Here is a 19,849-nt window from a genome sequence, read left to right as displayed (position 1 = left end):
TTTACTTCTTATTCTTTTGCCTTTATATACTTTCTCCACTTATCAATCAGAGCCGCCATATCAGCGGGCCACTCCGATGTAAAGTCCATCTGCTTACCCGTGGTGGGGTGTACAAAACCTAAGGTCTTAGCATGCAGCACCTGACGCGGACAGAGCTTAAAGCAGTTCTGGATATAAGCCTTGTAGCTGGCAGTGCGCTCGCCACGCAGCAGTTCGGTACCGCCATAGCGCTCATCGGCAAACAACGGGTGTCCGATATGTTTCATGTGAGCACGTATCTGATGGGTACGACCTGTTTCGAGGATACACTCCACCAGTGTTACATAGCCATAACGTTCCATCACCTTGTAATGGGTTACGGCTGGTTTTCCTATCTCTGAATCGGGTGGGAACACCTCCATACGCAGACGGTCCTTGGGATCGCGACCGATATTTCCTTCGATACGTCCTTCGTCCTCCACAAAGTTTCCCCACACCAAGGCATTATAACTGCGGTGAGTGGTTTTGTTAAAGAACTGTTTTCCTAATGATGTCTTGGCATCGGGTGTTTTGGCTACTACCAACAGGCCACTGGTATCCTTATCGATACGATGCACCAAACCCACCTCTGGGTCGTTAGGATCGTAGCTGGCCAAATCCTTCAGATGCCAGGCTATTGCATTTACCAAGGTGCCGTTAAAGTTTCCACATCCAGGGTGAACCACCATGCCGGCAGGCTTGTTAATCACCATCAGGTCGGCATCCTCGTAAACCACTTCTAATGGGATATCTTCGGGTTCAATTGTGGTATCGTAATGCGGACGATCGAGCATCAATGTGATGATATCGCCCGGGCGTACCTTATAGTTACTTTTTACAGGCTTTTCGTTTACATGTATAAAACCTGCATCGGCAGCCTGCTGGATACGGTTACGACTGGAGTGTGGCTGATGTTCAACCAGGTACTTATCAATACGTATAGGCACCTGTCCTTTATCAACCTCCATACGAAAGTGTTCGTACAGCAAGTCTTCTTGCTCCTGCTCTTCGATATCGATGGTTTCGTTTGTCATTCTGTTACCTCCTCAAAATCATCCACTTCGCCGTTACCGCTCTGCATCATAGCATCGTCGCCGCCAATCACGTTCAGCTCCTCATCGGCACCATACTGTCCGCTACCTACCAGCAGCGTCAGGGGCTGTTCGATAGAAACGCGTTCGCCAGTAGAAACCTTACGCCCATTGCACGACACACCGTAAACCCAATCCTTCTCGCCTGTTACATACTGTGGCGGAAGAACTTTAAATCCCAATGATATCAGCTTAGCCTCGGCCTCACGGTAGCTGCTGTTGTCCACCACATCGGGAATAGCCACCGATGGCGAGTTAGACGAGTTGATGGTGACATAGATGGTATGTCCCGACTTCACGGTCAGTCCAGCACCAGGGCTCTGCGTCAATACGCAATCGGCAGGCAGTCGTCTGTTGTAGCCCGAATCGGTCACCACGATCTCCAGTCCGCACTCTTCCATCGTTTCGCGTGCCTTGTCTATTCGCATCCCCTCGATATTCGGCACCCTGATACTCTCGCCATGATGGGTGTACCAGTCGAGCCCGTAGTTCACACCTACCACCAGCAGGATGACCACGAGTGCCATCGCTATCAGGTTCCAAAACAGGAACTTACTACAGAACTTGCCGAAGAATTCTTTCGTTTTCATCTTTTACTTCTCTATTTCGGCACAAAAGTACATAAAAAAACAGAAAGAAGCAAAGAATTCACTCTACTTCTTTCTATTTTAACTCATTTTCTAAGTTCCTCTCGGATTACTTTCCGTGATTCTCGTCAGAAACTGTCAACTTCTTGCGGCCCTTAGCGCGACGAGCAGCCAGTACTCGACGACCGTTCTTGGTGGCCATTCTCTCACGGAAGCCGTGCTTGTTTACGCGACGGCGATTGTGTGGCTGAAATGTTCTCTTCATTGTGATATACTTATTTAATTTTGTTATTTATTTACCGATTTGGGGTGCAAAAGTACTCATTTCTTTTGAATTACGCAAATTTTATACGATTTTTAGCTAAACTTTTTATGTTTTTTTCCAAAAAAGCAGTACCTTTGCACCCGAAAACGATATAAAAGTAACATTTTAAAGGTTTATGATTAATTCACAGGACATTAAAAAGGGCACCGCCATTCGCATGGACGGTAGCATCTGGGTGTGCATCGATTTCCAGCACCGCAAGCCAGGTAAGGGTAACACCATCATGATTATCAAAGTTAAGAACGTTTCAGACGGTCGCGTACTGGAGCGTCGCTTCAACATCGGTGAGAAGCTCGAGGATGTAATCATCGAGCGTCGTCCTTACCAGTATCTCTATGAGGACCAGTCTGGTCGTATCTTCATGAATCAGGAGACATTCGAGCAGATCCCCATCGACAACGAGCTCGTAATCGGTCATGAGTACATGAAGGAGAGCGACATCGTGGAGGTTGTTTCTGACACTACCGATGGTACTATCCTTTACGCTGAGATGCCTGTTAAGACCGTTCTCCGCGTTACTCACTCTGAGCCTGGTGTTAAGGGCGACACTGCTACCAACACTCTGAAGCCTGCTACTCTGGAGACTGGTGTTGAGATTCGTGTTCCTCTGTTCATCAACGAGGGCGACCTGATTCAGGTTGACACTCGCGACGGTTCTTACCTGCAGCGTGTAAAGGAATAATGAGATACTCGATCATCGTTCCCGTCTACAATCGTCCCGACGAGGTAGACGAACTGTTACAGAGCCTCTGTGAACAAACCGTTAAGGATTTTGAGGTTCTGATAATAGAGGACGGATCAGTAAAACCATGCAAGGATGTTTGCGATAAATACGCAAGCATCCTTGATTTGCATTATTACGCCAAGGAGAACAGCGGCCCCGGTCAGAGTCGCAACTACGGTGCCGAACGTGCTAACGGTGTGTATGTTATCATCTTAGACAGCGATGTGGTACTGCCCGCAGGCTATCTACAGGCAGTAGAAGACGAGCTCAAGCAGAACCCATGCGAGGCTTTCGGAGGTCCCGACGCCACGCACCCATCGTTCACCCCGATACAAAAGGCCATCAGCTACTCGATGACATCCTTTTTTACCACTGGTGGTATCCGCGGTGGAAAGGCTAAGCTTGATAAGTTCTATCCCCGTTCGTTCAACATGGGCATCCGTCGCGATGTGTATCTTCAGTTGGGCGGCTTTACCAAGATGCGTTTTGGCGAGGATATCGACTTCTCGTATCGTATCGTCGAGGCAGGTTATATGCCACGTCTCTTCCCTGAGGCCTGGGTGTGGCACAAGCGCCGCACCGATTTCCGCAAGTTCTTCCGTCAGGTGTACAACAGCGGTATCGCCCGCATCAATCTCGAAAAGCGTCACCCCGGCACTATGAAGTTAGTGCATCTGCTACCAACCGTGTTCACCTTGGGTGTCATCGGTTTGCTGCTCATTACGCTTTTCTGGCCATTCGCGTGCGTTCCTATTATATTATATAGTCTATTGCTCTGTATCGACTCAAGCCTTAGAAACAAGAGTTTGTGGGTAGGATTGCTCAGCATCCCCGCCGCCTTTGTACAGCTGATGGGCTATGGTTTCGGCTTCATCGAGTCGTGGTGGAAACGCTGCGTACTGAAGCAGGATGAGTTTACCGCTTTCGAAAAGAACTTCTACAAATGAGCGAGAAACTGAACATTAATCAGTGGGCCGAAGAGGATCGTCCTCGCGAAAAGATGGCTACGCTGGGTGCCGAGGCACTGAGCAGCGCAGAGCTATTGGCCATACTGATTGGTTCGGGTTCAACCAAAGAGAGCGCCGTAGATTTAATGAAGCGCATCTTAGCCGACTGCAACAACAGTCTGAACACCTTAGGCAAGAAATCCATTCACGACCTGTGCCAGTATAATGGCGTGGGCGAGGCCAAGGCCATCACCATCCTGGCAGCCTGCGAACTGGGCAAGCGCCGACAGATGGAAACACCCGAGGAGCGTCCCGACTTAGGCACAGCCACTCGTATCTACAACCACATGCACCCAGTGATGCAGGATCTGGATGTAGAGGAGTTCTGGGTACTGCTGCTCAACCAGCAATACCGATTGATAAAAAAACTGCGTATTGCCCGTGGCGGCATTACTGCAACAACAGTAGATATACGCCTCATCATTCGCGAGGCAGTACTCTGCAACGCCACACAGCTGGTGGCATGCCACAACCACCCATCGGGCGGTATCATGCCCAGCAAACAAGACGACCAGCTAACCATCAGCATCATGAATGCCTGTAAGCTGATGGACATCCACTTTGCCGATCACGTCATCGTTACCGATGGCCACTACTACAGCTACCACGAACAAGGAAAATGCTAACAAACATACATATACAGTTATGACACAGGAAGAGAAGACACAGATAGAAGAGCGGATTGTAGATGTTCTGAAGACCGTTTACGATCCCGAGATTCCCGTCAATATCTACGACCTGGGAATGATTTACAAGATAGATGTACAGGACGACAGTTCTGTTGAGTTGGACATGACCTTTACAGCCCCCAACTGTCCCGCTGCCGATTTTATTCTGGAGGATGTGCGCACCAAGGTAGAAAGTGTGGATGGCGTAAAAGGTGCCAATGTCAATCTCGTGTTCGAACCCGCTTGGGATCAGAGTATGATGAGCGAAGAAGCGAGAGTTGAACTAGGATTCGATTAATATGAAGAACGTATATTTCCTTTCCGATGCCCACTTGGGCTCGTTAGCCATTCCGCACCAGCGCATGCAGGAACGCCGACTGGTTCGCTTTCTCGATAGCATCAAGGAGAAGGCGGCTGCCATCTACCTGCTGGGCGACATGTTCGACTTCTGGTACGAATATAAATATGTGGTTCCCAAGGGCTATACCCGTTTCCTTGGAAAAATCTCGGAGCTCACCGACATGGGTGTCGAGGTGCATTACTTTACCGGCAACCACGACATCTGGGCCTACGAGTATCTGGAAAAGGAGTGCGGTGTGATTCTGCATAAAAAGCCCGAGACGACTGAGATATACGGAAAGATGTTCTTCCTGGCACATGGCGATGGACTGGGTGATCCTGATAAGAAGTTCAAGCTTATCAAGAGTATCTTCCACAACAAGGTCTGCCAGTGGGCCTTCTCGTCATTACATCCCCGTTGGGGCATGTGGTTTGGATTGAACTGGGCCAAGCACAGCCGCATGAAGCGTCCTAACGGCGAAGAGCCTGCCTATATGGGCGAGAACCGCGAGCATCTGGTACTGTTTACCAAAAAGTACATCCAGTACCACTCTAACGTAGATTATTTCATCTACGGTCATCGTCACATCGAAGTCGATCTGCAGCTCACCAAGAAAGCCCGCATGATTATCTTAGGCGACTGGATCAGTCAGTTCTCTTATGTGATGTTTGATGGCGAGCACCTGCTCCTTTCGCAATACATCGAAGGCGAAAGCCGCCCTTAAAATAAAAGTTTCTAAAATTATCTACCACTCTACCACCAAGGGGCTAAAACGCCCTGTTTATACGGGTTTGCGGGGTGGTGGTAGATAGGTGGTAGAGTGGTAGCAAATAGACGAGGTATTTTTAATATGCGAAAATGCTGTTTTCTACGGCAGAAAATGGTGTTTTCGCACCGAGAAAACAGTGTTTTCTCTGGGCAAAAGCACTGCGACCTTCCAACAAAAAAGACGGTATCTCAAAGCGAAAATAGTGGTATCTCTACCACCATCTACCACCTATCCACCACCTATCTACCACCTCGGAAACCCGCATAAAATAAGACTTTTCAGCTGATTGATGGTAGAGTGGTAGATATTTTTATAAAAAAGAAATTTGGAACTTGATTTAAGAATTCCGAAGAAGAGATTTGAGAATTTTGCATTTCACTTCCGAAACGCTTTTTTAACATAGTGGCATAGTCGATTCCGACAAAAGGCGGCAAAAAAAGAAAAAGTTTACCCCTCTGGCTCCAGTCAATAAAGACTCCAAAACCATCGACGATATGCTGAAATATGCACTATACGACTACATTCCGCAGCGATACCTCAGACCGTGGCCGAAGTACGTGGTCTTCACGTCGGCACAGGCTGCGCAGTCCTCGCCCTAGCGGTTCACCATCACGCGCACCTCCGGCTTGTCGATGTCTGCCAATGACTGGTAGCGGTCGGCCTCGGCGGCACGGCAGAGGATGGTCTTGCCGTTGGCCAGATAGCCGTCGCTCATCAGCATCGTCTCGCGGCGGGCGTCGGTGATGGTGATGCCTTCTTGAATCTAGTCTGCATCCTTAGCGTACGATTAGTAGTTCATGTAATCGATGGCGAGGATGTAGTGTTTCTTCGGGTTATGCCACTGGAAGTCCCATCTATCTATATCGCCGTTTGTGAGGTTGATAGCATACTGATAGGTAACGAAGGTATAGGTAATCTTCTTGTCAATCCAGTAATACTCACCCCTGTTCAACTTGCCACCGCCACTGATGTTGTTCAAGATATTGGCATAGAAGTCCCATTTTTGCTGCAACAGTGTTGCCACCGTCTTGGCCTTTGCTTCGCCAGGCACGGCTGCCACGTCGTAGAGCATATCGTTGGGCGTCCAGGTCTTTGGAACATACAAGTCGGGCGAAATGGCGATGTACATGGCTTTCACGCCGTTACTTTTCTCGCGTATGCAGACGAAGGTATAGACGTCTTGCTTGTGGCCAGAGACACGGTGGTCTACGGTGAGACGGCGCGTATCGCCGAGTCTGTACACCTCGTCGCTGCTGTCGCCGTTGTATGGCCACGCGCTGTTGGTGAGGAATGTCACTTTGCTGAAGTGTTTCAGCAGCGTAGGCGACGAGGGCGTTACTTCAGCCACTGCGCCTCCAGAGGTAGTTGCCGTGAAGAGTATGGAGCCCTGCATCTTGCCGTCGTAATCGGTAAGCAGATAGGTGAGGTCGTTGCCCGCCTTCGTCACATTGCCGTTGGGAGCCACCCATTCACGGAAGATGTCCTCGGCCTGGGCCAGCGTTTCCACACCAATGTAGAGGTGTGTGGTGTCGTTGTCGTAGAGGGCCTCGCCGTAGTTGCGACTGAGGAAGTTACCCTCAGAGTCAATGCTAACGATAGCGTTCTGGAAATAGTTCAGATCGTCGTAGTCGGTTACGACCTGCGACTCGGGCACATTCTGGCCGTTATTATCGTCATCGTCGCTGCTGCATGCAGTGAACCCTGTGGCAGCAATGGCCAGTGCTGCGAGGGCATTCATGAATTTTATTGTTTTCATATTGATTTGCTTTTTTATAGTGGTTATTATGTACATATATGATTAGTCGTCAAGCCAGTCGACGCACACGAGGAAGTGCTTCTCGGGGTTGTGCCACTGGAAGTCCACTTGGTCAACGTCGCCCTTTGAGAGGTCTATGCACCACTGGTTGGTTTTGAAGAGGTATGTTTTCTTCTTATTCAACCAGTATTTTTCGTCCCTGTTCAGTTTGCCCATGCCAGCCGCATCGAAACAACTTACGAAGAAGTTCCAGTCCTTACGCAGTATTTTCGATATTTCAAGTCCCTTCTCCTCACCGGGCACGGCTGCCACGTCGTAGAGCAGGTCTTTGGGTGTCCAGGTCTTTGGAACATACAAGTCGGGCGAGATGGCCACGAACATGGCGTTGACACCGTTCCCCTTCTCGCGTATGCACACGGAGTTGTATGAAACGTTCTTGTATCCGCTCACATTGTGGTCGACGGTCAGTTCGCGAATGTCACCCAGACGGTATTTACCTTCCGTGGAGTTATAAGGCCACGAACTGTTGGAGAGGAATATCACCTTGCTAAAATGCTTAAGCAGTGAGGGTGACGAGGGTGTTACTTCAGCCAGTTTGCCTCCCGAGGTGGTTGCCGTGAAGAGTATGGAGCCCTGCATCTTACCATCGTAATCGGTAAGCAGGTAGGTGAGGTCGTTGCCCGTCTTCGTCACATTGCCAGTGGGAGCCACCCAGTCGCGGAAGATTTCCTCGGCCTGTGCCAGTGTTTCAACACCTATGTAGAGTTGTGTGGTGTCGTTGTCGTAGAGAGGCTGTCCGTAGTGTCGGCATAGGAAGTTGCCCAAGGAATCAATGCTTACGATGGCGTTCTGGAAGAAACTCAGATCGTCGTAGGAGGTTACTGCCTCCGACTCGGGTACGTTCTGGCCGTTATTGTTATTGTCGTCATCGTCGCTGCTGCATGCAATGAACGCTGTGGCAGCGATGGTCAGTGCTGCGAGGGCATGAATGAATTTTTTAGTTTTCATAATCATGTATATTTTAAGTTATTAATAGTTTTATTTTATCTTTCCAAGCATCTGCAGAGTCTTGTCGAGCAAGGGCACTGGGTCGTACACCTCGATTGCGGGGTCGTTGGCCAGTGTGCTCACGGGATCGCCGGCGTCGCACTTGTTCTGGTAATCCTGCAGTGTATTGCGGTAAGCCAGCAGTTCGCTATGGCTCAAGAGTTTAATCTTTGGAACATACTGCATTGTAAACACATATTTACCAGGTGCTTCGTCAGTGAAGAAGACCACGGTGATGCCCACCACGAAGTCGGGAATCGTGCCGTCACAGGCATAGGTGATGGTGCCTCGGTCGTTGCCGGCTTCCTCATACTTCTCGGTCTTCCAGGGCATGTACACTTGCGGATGTGCTATGACGTCCTTGCCGCCTATGTCCTGCAGGCGTCCGAAGTAACTGAAGTCGGCACCCTTCTGCTTGTGGACCTTGCAATTCGCAGTGGTTTCGGGGTCATCGGCCTGTGTGAGCATGATTTCCTTAGGCTCGATCTTGTGTACGCGTATCGGCGTGGTGTTGGGTCCGAATTTGATGCGTCCCGACTTGACGCCCTGCGACATGTCGATGGTGGAGCGTTTGAGATTCAGGGCGCGACAGTAGGGCAAAGTGTAGCCGAAGTTACCGTAGGGGAACACCGAGTAGGTAGCGCTCACACATACACCGTGTACATTTTTGTAGAGGTCGGTGTTGAGGTTGAGTTTGATGCTCGTGGGGTCGAGAAACGCGATGAGGCGTGCGCCGTAGGATTCGAAATCGCTGCTCTGGTATTTACCGGCCGACGTGTAGGAAAGGTTGAAGTTATCGACCGAAGCCATGATGTCTTCTTTGGCTACGCAGATGACGGGGTCTTCGGCCAGACTAATGATACCTTTTCCGAAGTGGCCGTTTTCGCCGTTGACGGCATCAATGTTCTTCTTGGTTACCTGTATAAAGCCAGCATTGTTGGAGTTGTAGCCCTTGATGGTGCCGGTGAGGTCGATGGTACCGTTCATGGTGAGGTTTATCTTTCCAGGTACGGTGTCATACCATGCGGCAGTCTTTGTATCGAGTGCTGAGAGTACTCCTGAAAGAATGGAGGTAGCCGTTGATACGCCTCCGGCCACGCCCTTGAGTCCCATCATGAATTTATCCCAGCCTCCAGGTCCGCCTTGGGCACCACCCTCGAAGGCGCGTTTGTCCATCATTTCCCTGGCATAGCCACCTGCTCCGCCGCTTGCAATGCCGCCTGCAATGCCGTTGATGGTATTCAGTATGCCGATGGCACCTGCGCAGCCCGACACGCCGCCGTGCTGGATAACCTCCTGTGCACGGAATGTACCGTTGATGCCGGCGTTGATCTTACCGGAGAGCGATATGTCCATGTTTGTCTGTGTGACACAGTTGATGAACATCCTGCTCTTGGTATTGTCCGTACGCCAACTGTTCATGGGCACGTATCCGGAACAGTTGATGTCGAAGACGTTCCATCCACTCTTCAGTGACTTAGTCATTGACTCGCTGAAGGGCGACATCACATCGTGGAAAGTGTTGCTGCATGCCTGCGCATCTATAAGATTCACGCTCAGATTCAGGTTCCCTTTGTCCACGCTGTGGCTGGTGGGTATGCTGAATCCCAGTGCATTGTAGAAGGGGTAACGGTTGTCACCGTCGGTTCCCATACGCACCTCGAAAGCAGCCTCGTTCTGTGTGGTGCCAGTGTCATCTACGTAGCAGAACGTTCTGAGTATGCCCAGGTATTTGTTGTATAGTCCAAAATAGCGTGTGTGTGTGGCGGCAGGGTCGTTCAGCGTGCTGAAGGCCATCTCCCAGCCGTTTGCTTTAGTGAGTCCGGCAACGTAGCCAGGGGCGCATGTCAGTTCAGCATCCCCAGACCACGGCGTGTACTGTGGCTCGGTAATGCCGATGAGTTTTACACGATCTATTTTCTCCCAGTTGTTGAACCACTCTTCATCATTGCCGCCATTATAGGCATCGCCGTCGCTGGCCGCATACTGCGTGAAGTTGACTGTGGCAGTGTTACCGTTTTCGGCTGTTACGGTAAGTTTAGCCTCGCGTTTCTGCAAGCCGTCGCTAATAGCCTTGGTAACAATCTGCACTGCGGGCAAACCTTCGTAGGTCGTAGTGGCCGTGGCAGTAATCCAATCGGTGGGGTTGTTAATGCTTTGCACCGGCGACTCTAAACTGTCAAGGGGAAGAATAATATCCTCCACAGCGTCGGCGAGTGACTGTTGGTAGTTGAATGTCTTTACGACATTCGAGCTGTTTTCAACGTTGCTGTCGCTGCACGATGTCAATAACAGAGTGCCTAATGCTAGGGCAGCAACTGCCATTCCTAAATTTTTCTTTCTCATTTTGGTTTAATATTAGTTATACATTCTACATTATTTATAATATCTGATGAACTCGGCGGGGCCTGTGGTATAGAGGTTGCCGAAGTGGGCGGCGTTGACAATGCGGGCGTGAGAGCCGAGTGTGTGCTGCGCGCAGTAGAGGAAGAGGTCGCGGAAACTGGTGTCGGGATTGGCAGAGAGACAATTGACGAGGTTCTGCGAGAAGCGGTCGCACATCCAGACCTTGGCGTCGTTGCTCCAGCAGTCAGCCCACGACTGCTCCTGAGCGTTGGCGCCCGACATGGCCAGCACGCCGGGAATGCCATCGATGGCGCGGATGACGCACTCGCCATAGCACGGTTCGGCCACGACGAGCAGTTTGCGGAACCGCATCTGCCGGGCTGTCTGACCGAGGAGGTCAGCGCTGAAGCCATTGCCATAGCTGGCATCGCGCCAACAGAACTCGTCGGCTCCGCCGCGAGAAGTGCTGCGTCCGTGACCGCTCCAATAGAAGAGCACGTTGTTGCCATCGCCCTGTGGCACGACGATGGGCAGACGGTCGGACTGACGGCCGGCCAGGATGTCGGCAACGTCAGCGGCGGTGAGGTCAGCACTGTCGTAGTCGATCTCTGCCGCGCTGATGCCGCTGCCAGCCGAGGTGCCGCTGAGCAAGTCGGGACCGTTGGGACTGGTGCGTATGACACCCGGTTCAGGATTCTGTGGGTCGCTAGCCAACTTCTTGTCGAGGATGAGGATGATGTGGTCGTCGGGGTATCCGCCACGGCGCAGCGACTGGTAGATACTGAGCACGTCGGCCTGATGGCGGTAGTTAATATAGCCGTTGCTGCCCTGCACCAAAACGGCATACTGATCAGTGAGCGTAGGATAGCTGAAGTGATGGTCGGTGCCTCCGCTGGCCTGCTGCATGAAGTCGTCGCTGGCGCGCTGCTCGTTGTAGAGGTAGAGCCAGGCGGCACTGGCATCGGTGGTTCGTCCGCCAGTGCTGCCGAAGTAGCTGCGGTGGAGTATCTGTCCGTCCATAATCTGCCAGTGGACGTAAGTTGTAGTAGTGGCGGCAGTGTAGGTTTCGCGGTCGAAACTGATTTCACCGGAAGCACCGATGAAATGGTACAGTTGGCCACTCTCCATAGCGGAAAGATAGACCTGCATCGGTGTGGCACTCCATGCCGAACCACCCATGGAGGCGTTGGCAGTATTGGTAATGGTAACGACAGCGTCGTTGAATTGCGTATTGAAGACATCCTCCTTGGGGTGATGTTCGACGTAGCAGGCCGCGAAGGCAGCCAGCATCAGGGCATCGTAGAACTTACACTCGGAAAAGGTGGGCAGCACGCCGAAGCGTGTCTGGTAGGTCAACTCGAAGCCTGTGGAGGGGTCAGCGTATGGCGAGAAGCCCTGGTAGCCTTGCAGCATCTCCTTGCCGTCGGGGCCGAGGGTCTCCAAGCTCTCCTCGCTCAGTCCCGAGAAAGCGAAGTAGCTGCGGTACATACTTTCGAACTGTTGCCAGTAGGCATCGTTCTCCTTAGAGAAAGCATCAGTCGAAGCGAATACCTTTGTGCCATAGTAATCTACCAAGAGTTGGCGGCGTATTCTGGCAATGTCGTACAGCATCGTCGTAGTCTCCACAGCCATGAACATGGCAGAGGTGAAATCGAAAGCGGCGCCCACTTCTGACTCATCGGACATCTCCATCATGTGGTTATAGAAGTCCTCAGCCTTCTGGATGGTCTGGTTCTCTAAGAGCTCTATGCCATAGTTCTGGGCAAAGAAAGGCGCCCAGTCGGAAAAGGTCTTGCCGTAGATGTTGTCAATGGCAAAGACGATGGCGTTAGGCTTTTCGGTGGTGTACGACTGACAGATGGCGGCATAGTCGCTCATCAGCAGACTGGTCAACTCGACGTCGCTGGCGGTAAGCGACCAGAGGAAAGGCTTGCTGTTGGTATTAAGTCCGTTGGTGGTGACGGCATAGCGGCGGATGATGTCTTCACTGGTGGCCGTCGGGGCAATGAGTGGCTTCTGCGCCATCATGCAGGCAGGGGCAAAAGCGGCTACGCTCTCGTTGGCAAAGGGACCGATGATGGCCACAATGTCATCACGACTGGCGAGTGTTTCACTCAGTTTGGCAAGATCTTCGCTGAGCTCATCGTGCCATTCTATCTTCAGATCGATGGCGAGGGTGTCGTGCATCTGCGCTTCGCGGAAGTTCTCAAGGAACCAGTCTGCCGTACGCTCCAGACGGGTTTTCGTGGCGGCGTCGCCCAAGGGGGCTACCACAGCCACTTTTTTCTCTACCCAGTGGCGGGCAGGCACGATTTCAACGGTATCGTCTTCCTGTTTACAAGAAGTGAATAGTGAACAGTGAACAGTGAAGAGTGCTGCGCAGAGCCACATCAGCCATCTGCCATCAGCCATCTTACATCTTACGTCATATATCTTATTTCTCATATTCGGCCTCCTTTCTGATAGCTTCCTGGTGAATACGCTGCTGCAAATCGTCACTCAGGAAACTGGCAAAGCGACGCTTGCTGTCGTCGGTATAAGGGTGAACCTCAACGCCGGTATAGCCGTCGGCGAGACCGAACGTCTGGTGTTTGGGCATGCCCTCGGGCGAAAGCCACTGCTCAATGCACCGGAGGACAGCGCGGTCAATATGCTTGACAACGGAGAAATTGCAATGGGCAGACACCACAGCACAGTCGATACCCACAAAGTCATAGAGACTGAACATCTCGATGAGACGGCGGAAATTGGAAGCCGAACCGCCACAGATGGGCACCAGGAGATGGCAGTCGCCCTGCCATTGCTGGTTGGCCAGCAGTTGGATGGCGGTGGTATCGGCAATGGTAAAGCCACCCGACACCTTGTCGGACAGCCAGGCAGTAACCAGATTCTTTTCCGGTTGGCCTTCGGTCACAATCGGACTGGCCAGGAAACCGTCGGTATAACCCTGCATGGCATCGGTGACTGTCTTCACCAAGGGGTTCGCACCTACTAGCAGTACATCGGTCGCCTCTACCGGCGTGATGGCGCCAGCCTCATACATAGCGCCGTAGTACGGCATGTAGACGGTAGAGCCTTTGCCCTCAAGCGGGGTCTCCGTCTCAAGATAGAGCAGGTTAGTGTAGGGGCTGGATTCCAGGCGGCGGTTGTTCTTACGCAGAAAGTCGTCGTAGCTGGCTGCCGCCACGATGAACAGCCTGCGGATGGTGTCTTGGGTAGCAGCCATGGTCTGGAATATCATCTGGAGATATGCCAGGCCCTCGTCCACCGTTGCCGGCGAAAGTTGCATGGTGCGCAACCCGTATTTGTGTGCAGCTTTCTCCACACCTTGACATATCAGGTCATTATAGCCTCTGTCTCCAAGCGCATTGGGGTCGTAGATGACCGTCACCAACGGCGCGGTACCGGCCTGATCTTTGGGGTCGGGCTGGTAGATGGTATCACCATCCTTTGTACACGACATCATTAATACTAAGCAACAAATGAGTGCAGCGGTTAGTAGCCATTTGATAGTTTTCATATCATTTTAATTCATTTTAATATTACGCTACAAAGATACTCGAAATTTTCCGTTACTGCAAGCCTGAAACGCCCGCCCGCGAAAGTTTTGTAAATATTACCACTTTTTTTTGTAAATTCTACCACCGGATTGAAAATTTTACCAGTCGATTGTATATTTTTCACTCCGCTTTTTACTTTTTGCCTCCATTCCATCGGCAAAATCATGCCGCCATCACGCCACTGTGCAGAATTCTCCGCCAATCTGGTTAAACCGTTGATTTACAGAGAGATAATGGCGGAGGATTTTGGATATGGTAATTTTATGAGAGGGCTCTTTGGTAATACTGGGCTTCGCAGGATTAAAACAGGGAAGTTAATGGTGCTGAGGCGGGAGCTAAGCTGTAGCGAGGCACGATACAGATGGCTACCTCGTGATGGCGGCATAAGCAGGTGATCAGACCAACCCTGGCCCCTCCTACTCAGGAGGGGAAATGCTCCGCCATCATTATGCTGTCTTTCAGACAGTTAGGGCCAGTAGCGGAGGAATTCTACCTTTTTACTTTTATTTCTCCCAGCCGTAACGATAGTAGACGTAGGTGTTGCCCCGCTTTCTGCTGTAGTATTTTGAGAATTCCTCAGCTGTCAGTTCGTCGAGCCATTTCTGGGCGCGGTATTCGGTGATGGTCAGCCCGTATTCCAGTTGATTGAGGGTGATGGAATGGTGTTCCTTCAGGTAATCGTTGAGGAGTGGGTTTGGGAAAACGCCGTATTTGATATTGTCTGCCATTATCTAAATGTAATGTTCGTGTACAAAGTTACCTTTCCTCTACGCTTATCCAGTCCTTTACCGACTGGCCCATGCGCTGCTTGAAGGCGAGGCTGAAGGTCTTGTAGGCGCGGTAGCCGCTCTTTTCGGCCAGCTGCTGGGCGGTAACGTCGCGCTGGGCGGCGACGGCCTCGCGGTAGAGGCTGACGAAATGCAGGATGCGCAGGTCGTTGATGTAGTTGTTGTAAGTAGTGTTCTGGCGCGAGAAATACAGGCCGAGGTAGGTGCGGTTGGTGCCAATAGCCTGCGCCAGTTGGGCAAGCGTCAGGCCGTGGCGCAGGTAGAGTCGCGTCTCTTCGCAGTGCCGCTTCAGCAGGGTGCCGATCTGCTCGTAGGTGGCATCGGAAAGGGCATCGGACTGGTATACATCGTCGGATGGCTGACTGTTATCGTTCGGCTGGCTGTCGCCATCGGGCAATGGGGATTCGCCGTCGGACGACTGGTGCTCACCGTCGTCTTCCGGAATCTTGATGGTCAGCGGCTGCGTGATGCTCAGGTCGCTCAGCGTCTCCACACGCCACAACATATGGCCTATCAGTACGATGCCGCACACCTGGACGATGTATGCGTAGGCGATACTGCCGTCGCCACCCTCGTAATAGCCGAACATCAGCACGATGACGGCCAACACCACGAACGTCTGCCACACCTCCTTATGCTCCAGGTCGGCATAGTTGTTGCGCAGCCACCGCCCGTACTGCCTCACGGCACGCACCATATAGGCTATGAGACCGATGCCCAGCAACAACAGATAGCCAGATACCATCGGCATATACGCCTCGCTGCGGTTGACGATGCCCGCTACCATCAACACCACGAGCGGTGCAGTCATCACACCGACCGGCCACAGCGGCCGCTGCCGGTCCTGCAGCATGCAGAGCAACAGCACGGTGACCAGAGGAATAACCGTCACGCAGTCGAGCAGTCCACCCACGAGCATGCACACTGTGAAGTCTTCATCCGTGAGTACGGCAGCCGGCAGGTACCACAGATGCCCAATGGCCAGGACGGCGAAGAACGCTGCCGTCCACCGTCTGAGCCGCACGGGCGATGTCACCTCAGGCGCAAAGGCGTTGGCCCGTCGCAGCAGCAGGTAGAGGCAAGCCCCCGCCGCCGTCGCCGTTCCCACGCCGTAAAGCATGAACAATAATATCACATCTAGAGAAATCTGTCCGAACATTCGCGTATCTGAATCAATATTGTTATAAAAACGCTGTAAAGGTACGGAAAATTTTCCAGTTATATTACATTCTTTATATACTTTTCCGATTTTTTAAGAGAGCCGGGGCGCTATGCCTCGGCTCTCGTTGTAATACGTCAGATGTGCAGTCCCGTTTGCGGGCGCTTATCCATCATGGGAACATTGACCGTCGGCACGGTATCGCCCTTGGGTCGCGGTTCTTGCCTGATGTCGGGGGCGTGTTCATCCTGCTTCTCCACCGCTTTCGGCTCGTTCTTGCTCAGTTCCGCCTGAAACTCCTGTATGAAACGGATTTCATGGGCGGGAATGTGATAATCCTCTATCAACTTACGCTTGATTTCAGAATACACGTTCCACTCGCTGCCCTGCTGGTAGGTACCTAGGTCGGAAAAGACGAACTGCGTCCCCTTCTGGGCATCGTACTTGTGGTAGTAGTCGGCTATCATCTTGGCACAATGCGAAGCCTTGTTGTCGGGATGATCCTCGTAGCTCGGGTCAATCATACGCATGTCGAGCGCCATCTTCCGGGCATAGTCGGTGGCAATGAGCATCTTTGCCTTTTCCTCCGTCTCAGAGAGGGGCAGGCGTCCCAACAGTGTAGCGTCACCTGTCTTGGCAAACTGCATCAGTTTCTTGATGAAAACCTCCTGGTCAGGTGTCGGTGGAATGTTATGCAGTATCTCGTTCTTCTCCGGTCTGTCCACGCCCACGTCAGCATACGGCGCGACACCTCCTTGCCCTGCATCTTCAGCGCGTTCAGGTTCTCGTCCACCGCATCCAGTTCCTGTGAAAGAATCTCCTGCTGCATCTCCGGCGACTGTGGCAGTTTGCCGAACTGGTCGTGCGACATGATGACGCAATCATAGTTGTTTCTGGTAACGCGATAGTAACGAAACTCTGTCCTAACCTGTCTTTTTTGTGGCTTCACCTGTCCATCTCCGCATCAGGCCCAAATCATAAAAATCCCTTTATTTTTAGTGATTTAACCCCATTTTTCACCATATCTCAATTTTTTCTTCGTATCTTTGCCACAGAAGATTAAAGTGATTAGAACTGATACGCCAAAGAAATACCTGCACTAATGTTTTTGGGACCGCCACCGGTTAGGAGTAATGTAGTGATATTGGCAAGCGAACTTCCGATAAATCCGGGTTCGCTGATGCGCTTTAATCCATACGACACTTCAGCACCGATGATGAAATGATGGAAAGTTAAGTCGACACCACCGATACACCCAACGTCCCAATGGTTGAATTTAGGATATCCCGTACGGCGATTATCTTTATCATAAGCTGCACCATGGAAATCGCAGGGGGCACTAAAGTGGTTTTCGCTGAAGGTTTCCTCATAATCCGTATTCAGGATGTGCATACGGGTTTTAGCTTGTAGACCGTAAGCCACATAAGCACCAGTTTTGAAAGTAATGAAACATTGATTGGCTAATCGCAAACGGGCAGCAACCGTCACTGGAAGTTTCAGATAGTCGAGTCGCGTACTAAAATGTGCCTTCATAATCTGCTCGCTACCATAATATCCATCAAACTGCCAGCCATTACGCTCAAATCGTAGCTCTGGTTGCAATCTAAATACGCCGTTTTTCGACAAAACAATATCAGCGCCACCACCAACATGGAAACCTGTACGTTCGTTGATATTAGACACACCACCCATCAGGCATGTAACACCACCACCTACCCGGGCCTGCCAGTTAACATCTTGAGCTTTTGTTGTGATAGCCGATACGAATACCATCGCTATCAAGATTGTCTTTAGTTTCATTTCAATGCTTTTAAAAAACTTCTTTACTCATTAAACGACTAAGAAGTAAAAATACTGCATCAAAATATGTTAAAGAGTATCGTGGTCACTTCTGGGGTGCCTTTAGGGCATCCCATTTGGCTTCGTATTCCTGCTCTTTCTGGCGTACTACTTTCAGGGCCCTCTTTCTACGCTGTTTAGCCTCAATCTTTGGGGCCACGGTCTTTTCGAATAGCCAGGCTAACATGGCTAACACATTGGGACCAGCTGGTACCACTTGTGGCAGTGGCACTTCCTTAGGGATTGCAGGACGCATGATGTTGGCCATCATCTGTTTGCTACGGTCGGTTCCATACACTACTACCTCGTCGATGGCATGCAAGGTTGGTATCAAGTAAATGGTATCGTTCTTCAGTTCATCGTGCAGCACATAACGGTGCTGGAACTTGGGATGACTCAGGGTGATGCGCTTAAAGCTATCGGGCACCTCAATCTCGCCATTCCATGGGGTAACAATCTCATCGCCATTATCAACACGAACCTTGATATCACGCTGCGGCGCTTTCGACTCTAAACTGGCCACCACCAGTTTGCGCTGAGCAAACACCTCAGAGCCCCACAACAATAACCATATGATCAGATACAGTTTCATTATTTAGTCTTTTCAATACGGGTGCAAATGTAATACTTTTCTGCATATCTTTTCAAAATGAAATATTATATTATCTTACAGATATAAAAATTAATGTAACATTAAGTCTTTTTGAATTAAAATATGTATCTTTGCAGCGAAGTTATCAGATAATGACCAACATGAACAGAAAGAAGATAGTAACGTTTGGCGAGCTGTTGCTCAGGTTTTCGAAGCCCGGACAACTGCGACTGACTCAGGGCGACCTGTTTACCAGTAAGTATGGTGGTAGCGAGGCTAATGTGGCCGTATCGTTGGCTACCCAGGGCGAAGATGTAACCTATATTACCCGACTGCCTGATACACCAGTAGGCCATGCAGGAGCCATGAGCTTAGCAGAGCTTGGTGTGGATACCAGCCGTGTGCTTTATGGCGGACAGCGTATTGGTACCTATTACTTTGAGCCTGCTGCCGGCATGCGTGCTGCCAAGGTGATTTACGACCGTAATGGCTCGGCTTATTCCGATCTGAAACCAGGCATGATTCCCTGGCGCGAGATACTGAAGGATTGCAACTACTTCCATGTGTCGGGTATCACGGCAGCCATCTCGCAACAGGCTGCTGATGCCACCTTCGAGGCACTCGACGTGGCCGATGAGTTGGGGATTACTGTATGCTTCGATATCAACTACCGCAAGAACCTTTGGAAGTATGAGGGCGCTGAGCCTAGAAAGACATTGAGCCGCATGCTGTCGCGTTGCGATATGATGTTTGGCGATGCCATCGAGTTCGACTGGCTGTCGCAGCATCCACAGCCACCATTCACGGCTACCGACTCTAACTTCGAGATGCAGATGAAAGAGTATGGAGAGTGGTTCGACGAGTTGCATGCTGCCTACCCCCGAGTAAAACACTGGATGATGGGTATGCGTAATATCGTAAATTCGAACCATCACACCCTGACAGCCCTGCTTTATACCGACAATAAACTGTTGCAGGCACCTATCATGGATATCCCTGATGTGGTGGAGCCTGTAGGTGTGGGCGATGCTTTTATGGGTGGTTGGCTGCATGCCATCAGTCTGTTCCCCAACGACATGCAGAAGCAGTTGAATTACTCGTTAGCTGCCGCAGCCCTCAAGAACACCATCCCGGGCGATTTCAACCTCTCAACCGAGGAAGAGATTCTTGATGTGAAAATTTAACATTTCTTGATGCAGTATTTGACCTTCTTCATCGTTTAATGGATAAAGA

At 51.0% G+C, this 19,849-nt stretch carries 20 protein-coding genes and 1 pseudogene; 6 read left to right on the top strand and 15 right to left on the bottom strand.

The genetic code is table 11. The annotated features are described in order from the left end of the window. Positions 1-8 precede the first annotated feature (8 nt). From BLR73_RS08830 to rpmH, 3 genes are all read right to left on the bottom strand, one after another. The gene (locus BLR73_RS08830) at positions 9-1,052 is read right to left on the bottom strand and encodes an RluA family pseudouridine synthase (protein ID WP_013063418.1); all 1,044 of its coding nucleotides are present in this window, start codon (positions 1,050-1,052) and stop codon (positions 9-11) included. Continuing rightward, positions 1,049-1,699, bottom strand: coding sequence for a PASTA domain-containing protein (locus tag BLR73_RS08825; protein WP_091861157.1), 651 nt, complete (start codon positions 1,697-1,699; stop codon positions 1,049-1,051). Before BLR73_RS08825 ends, BLR73_RS08830 begins: the two co-directional genes overlap by 4 nt. A gap of 106 nt (positions 1,700-1,805) precedes the next feature. Continuing rightward, positions 1,806-1,961, bottom strand: coding sequence for a 50S ribosomal protein L34 (rpmH, locus tag BLR73_RS08820; RefSeq protein ID WP_013063965.1), 156 nt, complete (start codon positions 1,959-1,961; stop codon positions 1,806-1,808). Positions 1,962-2,136: 175 nt separating this feature from the next. Between rpmH and efp the strand changes: the two genes are divergently transcribed. The 5 genes from efp to BLR73_RS08795 are packed head-to-tail and all read left to right on the top strand — an operon-like array spanning position 2,137 to position 5,484. Beyond that, entirely contained in the window at positions 2,137-2,703 is a 567-nt protein-coding gene (efp, locus tag BLR73_RS08815; RefSeq protein WP_091861154.1) for an elongation factor P, read from the top strand. Beyond that, complete coding sequence (locus tag BLR73_RS08810) at positions 2,703-3,692, top strand: glycosyltransferase family 2 protein (protein WP_091861152.1); 990 nt, start codon at positions 2,703-2,705, stop codon at positions 3,690-3,692. The genes efp and BLR73_RS08810 overlap by 1 nt, the downstream gene beginning before the upstream one ends. Next, positions 3,689-4,378, top strand: a complete 690-nt coding sequence (gene radC / locus BLR73_RS08805; protein ID WP_091861149.1) for a RadC family protein — start codon at positions 3,689-3,691, stop codon at positions 4,376-4,378. The genes BLR73_RS08810 and radC overlap by 4 nt, the downstream gene beginning before the upstream one ends. Before the next feature lie 19 nt (positions 4,379-4,397). Further along, on the top strand, positions 4,398-4,718 hold the full coding sequence (locus BLR73_RS08800; RefSeq protein WP_028906660.1) for a metal-sulfur cluster assembly factor: 321 nt from the start codon (positions 4,398-4,400) through the stop codon (positions 4,716-4,718). A gap of 1 nt (position 4,719) precedes the next feature. Continuing rightward, entirely contained in the window at positions 4,720-5,484 is a 765-nt protein-coding gene (locus BLR73_RS08795; RefSeq protein WP_091861147.1) for a UDP-2,3-diacylglucosamine diphosphatase, read from the top strand. Positions 5,485-6,124: 640 nt separating this feature from the next. Here BLR73_RS08795 and BLR73_RS08790 read toward each other — a convergent pair. From BLR73_RS08790 to BLR73_RS08730, 12 genes and pseudogenes are all read right to left on the bottom strand, one after another. Continuing rightward, positions 6,125-6,250: a hypothetical protein gene (locus tag BLR73_RS08790; RefSeq protein WP_255397365.1), complete on the bottom strand. Its 126-nt coding sequence runs from the start codon at positions 6,248-6,250 to the stop codon at positions 6,125-6,127. Positions 6,251-6,316: 66 nt separating this feature from the next. Continuing rightward, on the bottom strand, positions 6,317-7,285 hold the full coding sequence (locus BLR73_RS08785; protein ID WP_091861142.1) for a hypothetical protein: 969 nt from the start codon (positions 7,283-7,285) through the stop codon (positions 6,317-6,319). 42 nt (positions 7,286-7,327) lie between these two features. After that, the gene (locus BLR73_RS08780; RefSeq protein ID WP_143010919.1) at positions 7,328-8,293 is read right to left on the bottom strand and encodes a hypothetical protein; all 966 of its coding nucleotides are present in this window, start codon (positions 8,291-8,293) and stop codon (positions 7,328-7,330) included. Between the two features lie 30 nt (positions 8,294-8,323). Continuing rightward, complete coding sequence (locus tag BLR73_RS08775) at positions 8,324-10,678, bottom strand: hypothetical protein (RefSeq protein ID WP_143010918.1); 2,355 nt, start codon at positions 10,676-10,678, stop codon at positions 8,324-8,326. A gap of 30 nt (positions 10,679-10,708) precedes the next feature. Continuing rightward, positions 10,709-13,123, bottom strand: a complete 2,415-nt coding sequence (locus tag BLR73_RS08770; protein ID WP_233456385.1) for a C13 family peptidase — start codon at positions 13,121-13,123, stop codon at positions 10,709-10,711. After that, positions 13,113-13,739: a hypothetical protein gene (locus BLR73_RS14165; RefSeq protein ID WP_143010917.1), complete on the bottom strand. Its 627-nt coding sequence runs from the start codon at positions 13,737-13,739 to the stop codon at positions 13,113-13,115. The genes BLR73_RS08770 and BLR73_RS14165 overlap by 11 nt, the downstream gene beginning before the upstream one ends. Before the next feature lie 1,002 nt (positions 13,740-14,741). Next, complete coding sequence (locus tag BLR73_RS08750; protein ID WP_091861121.1) at positions 14,742-14,966, bottom strand: hypothetical protein; 225 nt, start codon at positions 14,964-14,966, stop codon at positions 14,742-14,744. Positions 14,967-14,994: 28 nt separating this feature from the next. Beyond that, a complete protein-coding gene (locus BLR73_RS08745) occupies positions 14,995-16,185 on the bottom strand; it encodes a helix-turn-helix domain-containing protein (RefSeq protein ID WP_143010916.1) in 1,191 nt (396 codons plus the stop codon). Positions 16,186-16,322: 137 nt separating this feature from the next. After that, positions 16,323-16,919, bottom strand: a pseudogene (locus tag BLR73_RS08740) (hypothetical protein); the annotation flags it as partial. Further along, a complete protein-coding gene (locus tag BLR73_RS14770; RefSeq protein WP_369821146.1) occupies positions 16,832-17,134 on the bottom strand; it encodes a hypothetical protein in 303 nt (100 codons plus the stop codon). The pseudogene BLR73_RS08740 and the gene BLR73_RS14770, both read right to left, overlap by 88 nt. 119 nt (positions 17,135-17,253) lie before the next feature. Beyond that, a complete protein-coding gene (locus BLR73_RS08735; RefSeq protein WP_091861116.1) occupies positions 17,254-17,985 on the bottom strand; it encodes a porin family protein in 732 nt (243 codons plus the stop codon). 85 nt (positions 17,986-18,070) lie between these two features. Continuing rightward, positions 18,071-18,616 (bottom strand): hypothetical protein, encoded by a 546-nt coding sequence (locus BLR73_RS08730; RefSeq protein ID WP_091861114.1) that lies wholly within the window; start codon positions 18,614-18,616, stop codon positions 18,071-18,073. Positions 18,617-18,777: 161 nt separating this feature from the next. Here BLR73_RS08730 and BLR73_RS08725 point away from each other — a divergent pair, with 161 nt between their 5' ends. After that, the gene (locus BLR73_RS08725; protein WP_091861316.1) at positions 18,778-19,800 is read left to right on the top strand and encodes a sugar kinase; all 1,023 of its coding nucleotides are present in this window, start codon (positions 18,778-18,780) and stop codon (positions 19,798-19,800) included. Positions 19,801-19,849: the final 49 nt, after the last annotated feature.

It is taken from the genome of Prevotella sp. khp1, assembly GCF_900102205.1.
Classification (GTDB): Bacteria; Bacteroidota; Bacteroidia; order Bacteroidales; family Bacteroidaceae; genus Prevotella; species Prevotella ruminicola.
Note: the sequence above shows the minus strand (reverse complement) of the source record. Positions and strands in the feature narration are given on the sequence as shown.

What these genes read in the sequence shown, in the direction of transcription:
- rpmH (WP_013063965.1), bottom strand. Translation starts at nt 1,961, where the DNA reads ATGAAGAGAACATTTCAGCCACACAATCGCCGTCGCGTAAACAAGCAC.
- BLR73_RS08735 (WP_091861116.1), bottom strand. Translation starts at nt 17,985, where the DNA reads ATGAAACTAAAGACAATCTTGATAGCGATGGTATTCGTATCGGCTATC.
- BLR73_RS08725 (WP_091861316.1), top strand. Translation starts at nt 18,778, where the DNA reads ATGAACAGAAAGAAGATAGTAACGTTTGGCGAGCTGTTGCTCAGGTTT.
- BLR73_RS08795 (WP_091861147.1), top strand. Translation starts at nt 4,720, where the DNA reads ATGAAGAACGTATATTTCCTTTCCGATGCCCACTTGGGCTCGTTAGCC.
- BLR73_RS08830 (WP_013063418.1), bottom strand. Translation starts at nt 1,052, where the DNA reads ATGACAAACGAAACCATCGATATCGAAGAGCAGGAGCAAGAAGACTTG.
- BLR73_RS08800 (WP_028906660.1), top strand. Translation starts at nt 4,398, where the DNA reads ATGACACAGGAAGAGAAGACACAGATAGAAGAGCGGATTGTAGATGTT.
- BLR73_RS08810 (WP_091861152.1), top strand. Translation starts at nt 2,703, where the DNA reads ATGAGATACTCGATCATCGTTCCCGTCTACAATCGTCCCGACGAGGTA.
- efp (WP_091861154.1), top strand. Translation starts at nt 2,137, where the DNA reads ATGATTAATTCACAGGACATTAAAAAGGGCACCGCCATTCGCATGGAC.
- BLR73_RS08775 (WP_143010918.1), bottom strand. Translation starts at nt 10,678, where the DNA reads ATGAGAAAGAAAAATTTAGGAATGGCAGTTGCTGCCCTAGCATTAGGC.
- BLR73_RS14165 (WP_143010917.1), bottom strand. Translation starts at nt 13,739, where the DNA reads ATGCCGTACTACGGCGCTATGTATGAGGCTGGCGCCATCACGCCGGTA.
- BLR73_RS08825 (WP_091861157.1), bottom strand. Translation starts at nt 1,699, where the DNA reads ATGAAAACGAAAGAATTCTTCGGCAAGTTCTGTAGTAAGTTCCTGTTT.
- BLR73_RS08730 (WP_091861114.1), bottom strand. Translation starts at nt 18,616, where the DNA reads ATGAAACTGTATCTGATCATATGGTTATTGTTGTGGGGCTCTGAGGTG.
- BLR73_RS08750 (WP_091861121.1), bottom strand. Translation starts at nt 14,966, where the DNA reads ATGGCAGACAATATCAAATACGGCGTTTTCCCAAACCCACTCCTCAAC.
- BLR73_RS08785 (WP_091861142.1), bottom strand. Translation starts at nt 7,285, where the DNA reads ATGAAAACAATAAAATTCATGAATGCCCTCGCAGCACTGGCCATTGCT.
- BLR73_RS08770 (WP_233456385.1), bottom strand. Translation starts at nt 13,123, where the DNA reads ATGAGAAATAAGATATATGACGTAAGATGTAAGATGGCTGATGGCAGA.
- radC (WP_091861149.1), top strand. Translation starts at nt 3,689, where the DNA reads ATGAGCGAGAAACTGAACATTAATCAGTGGGCCGAAGAGGATCGTCCT.
- BLR73_RS08745 (WP_143010916.1), bottom strand. Translation starts at nt 16,185, where the DNA reads ATGTTCGGACAGATTTCTCTAGATGTGATATTATTGTTCATGCTTTAC.
- BLR73_RS08790 (WP_255397365.1), bottom strand. Translation starts at nt 6,250, where the DNA reads ATGCTGATGAGCGACGGCTATCTGGCCAACGGCAAGACCATCCTCTGC.
- BLR73_RS08780 (WP_143010919.1), bottom strand. Translation starts at nt 8,293, where the DNA reads ATGAAAACTAAAAAATTCATTCATGCCCTCGCAGCACTGACCATCGCT.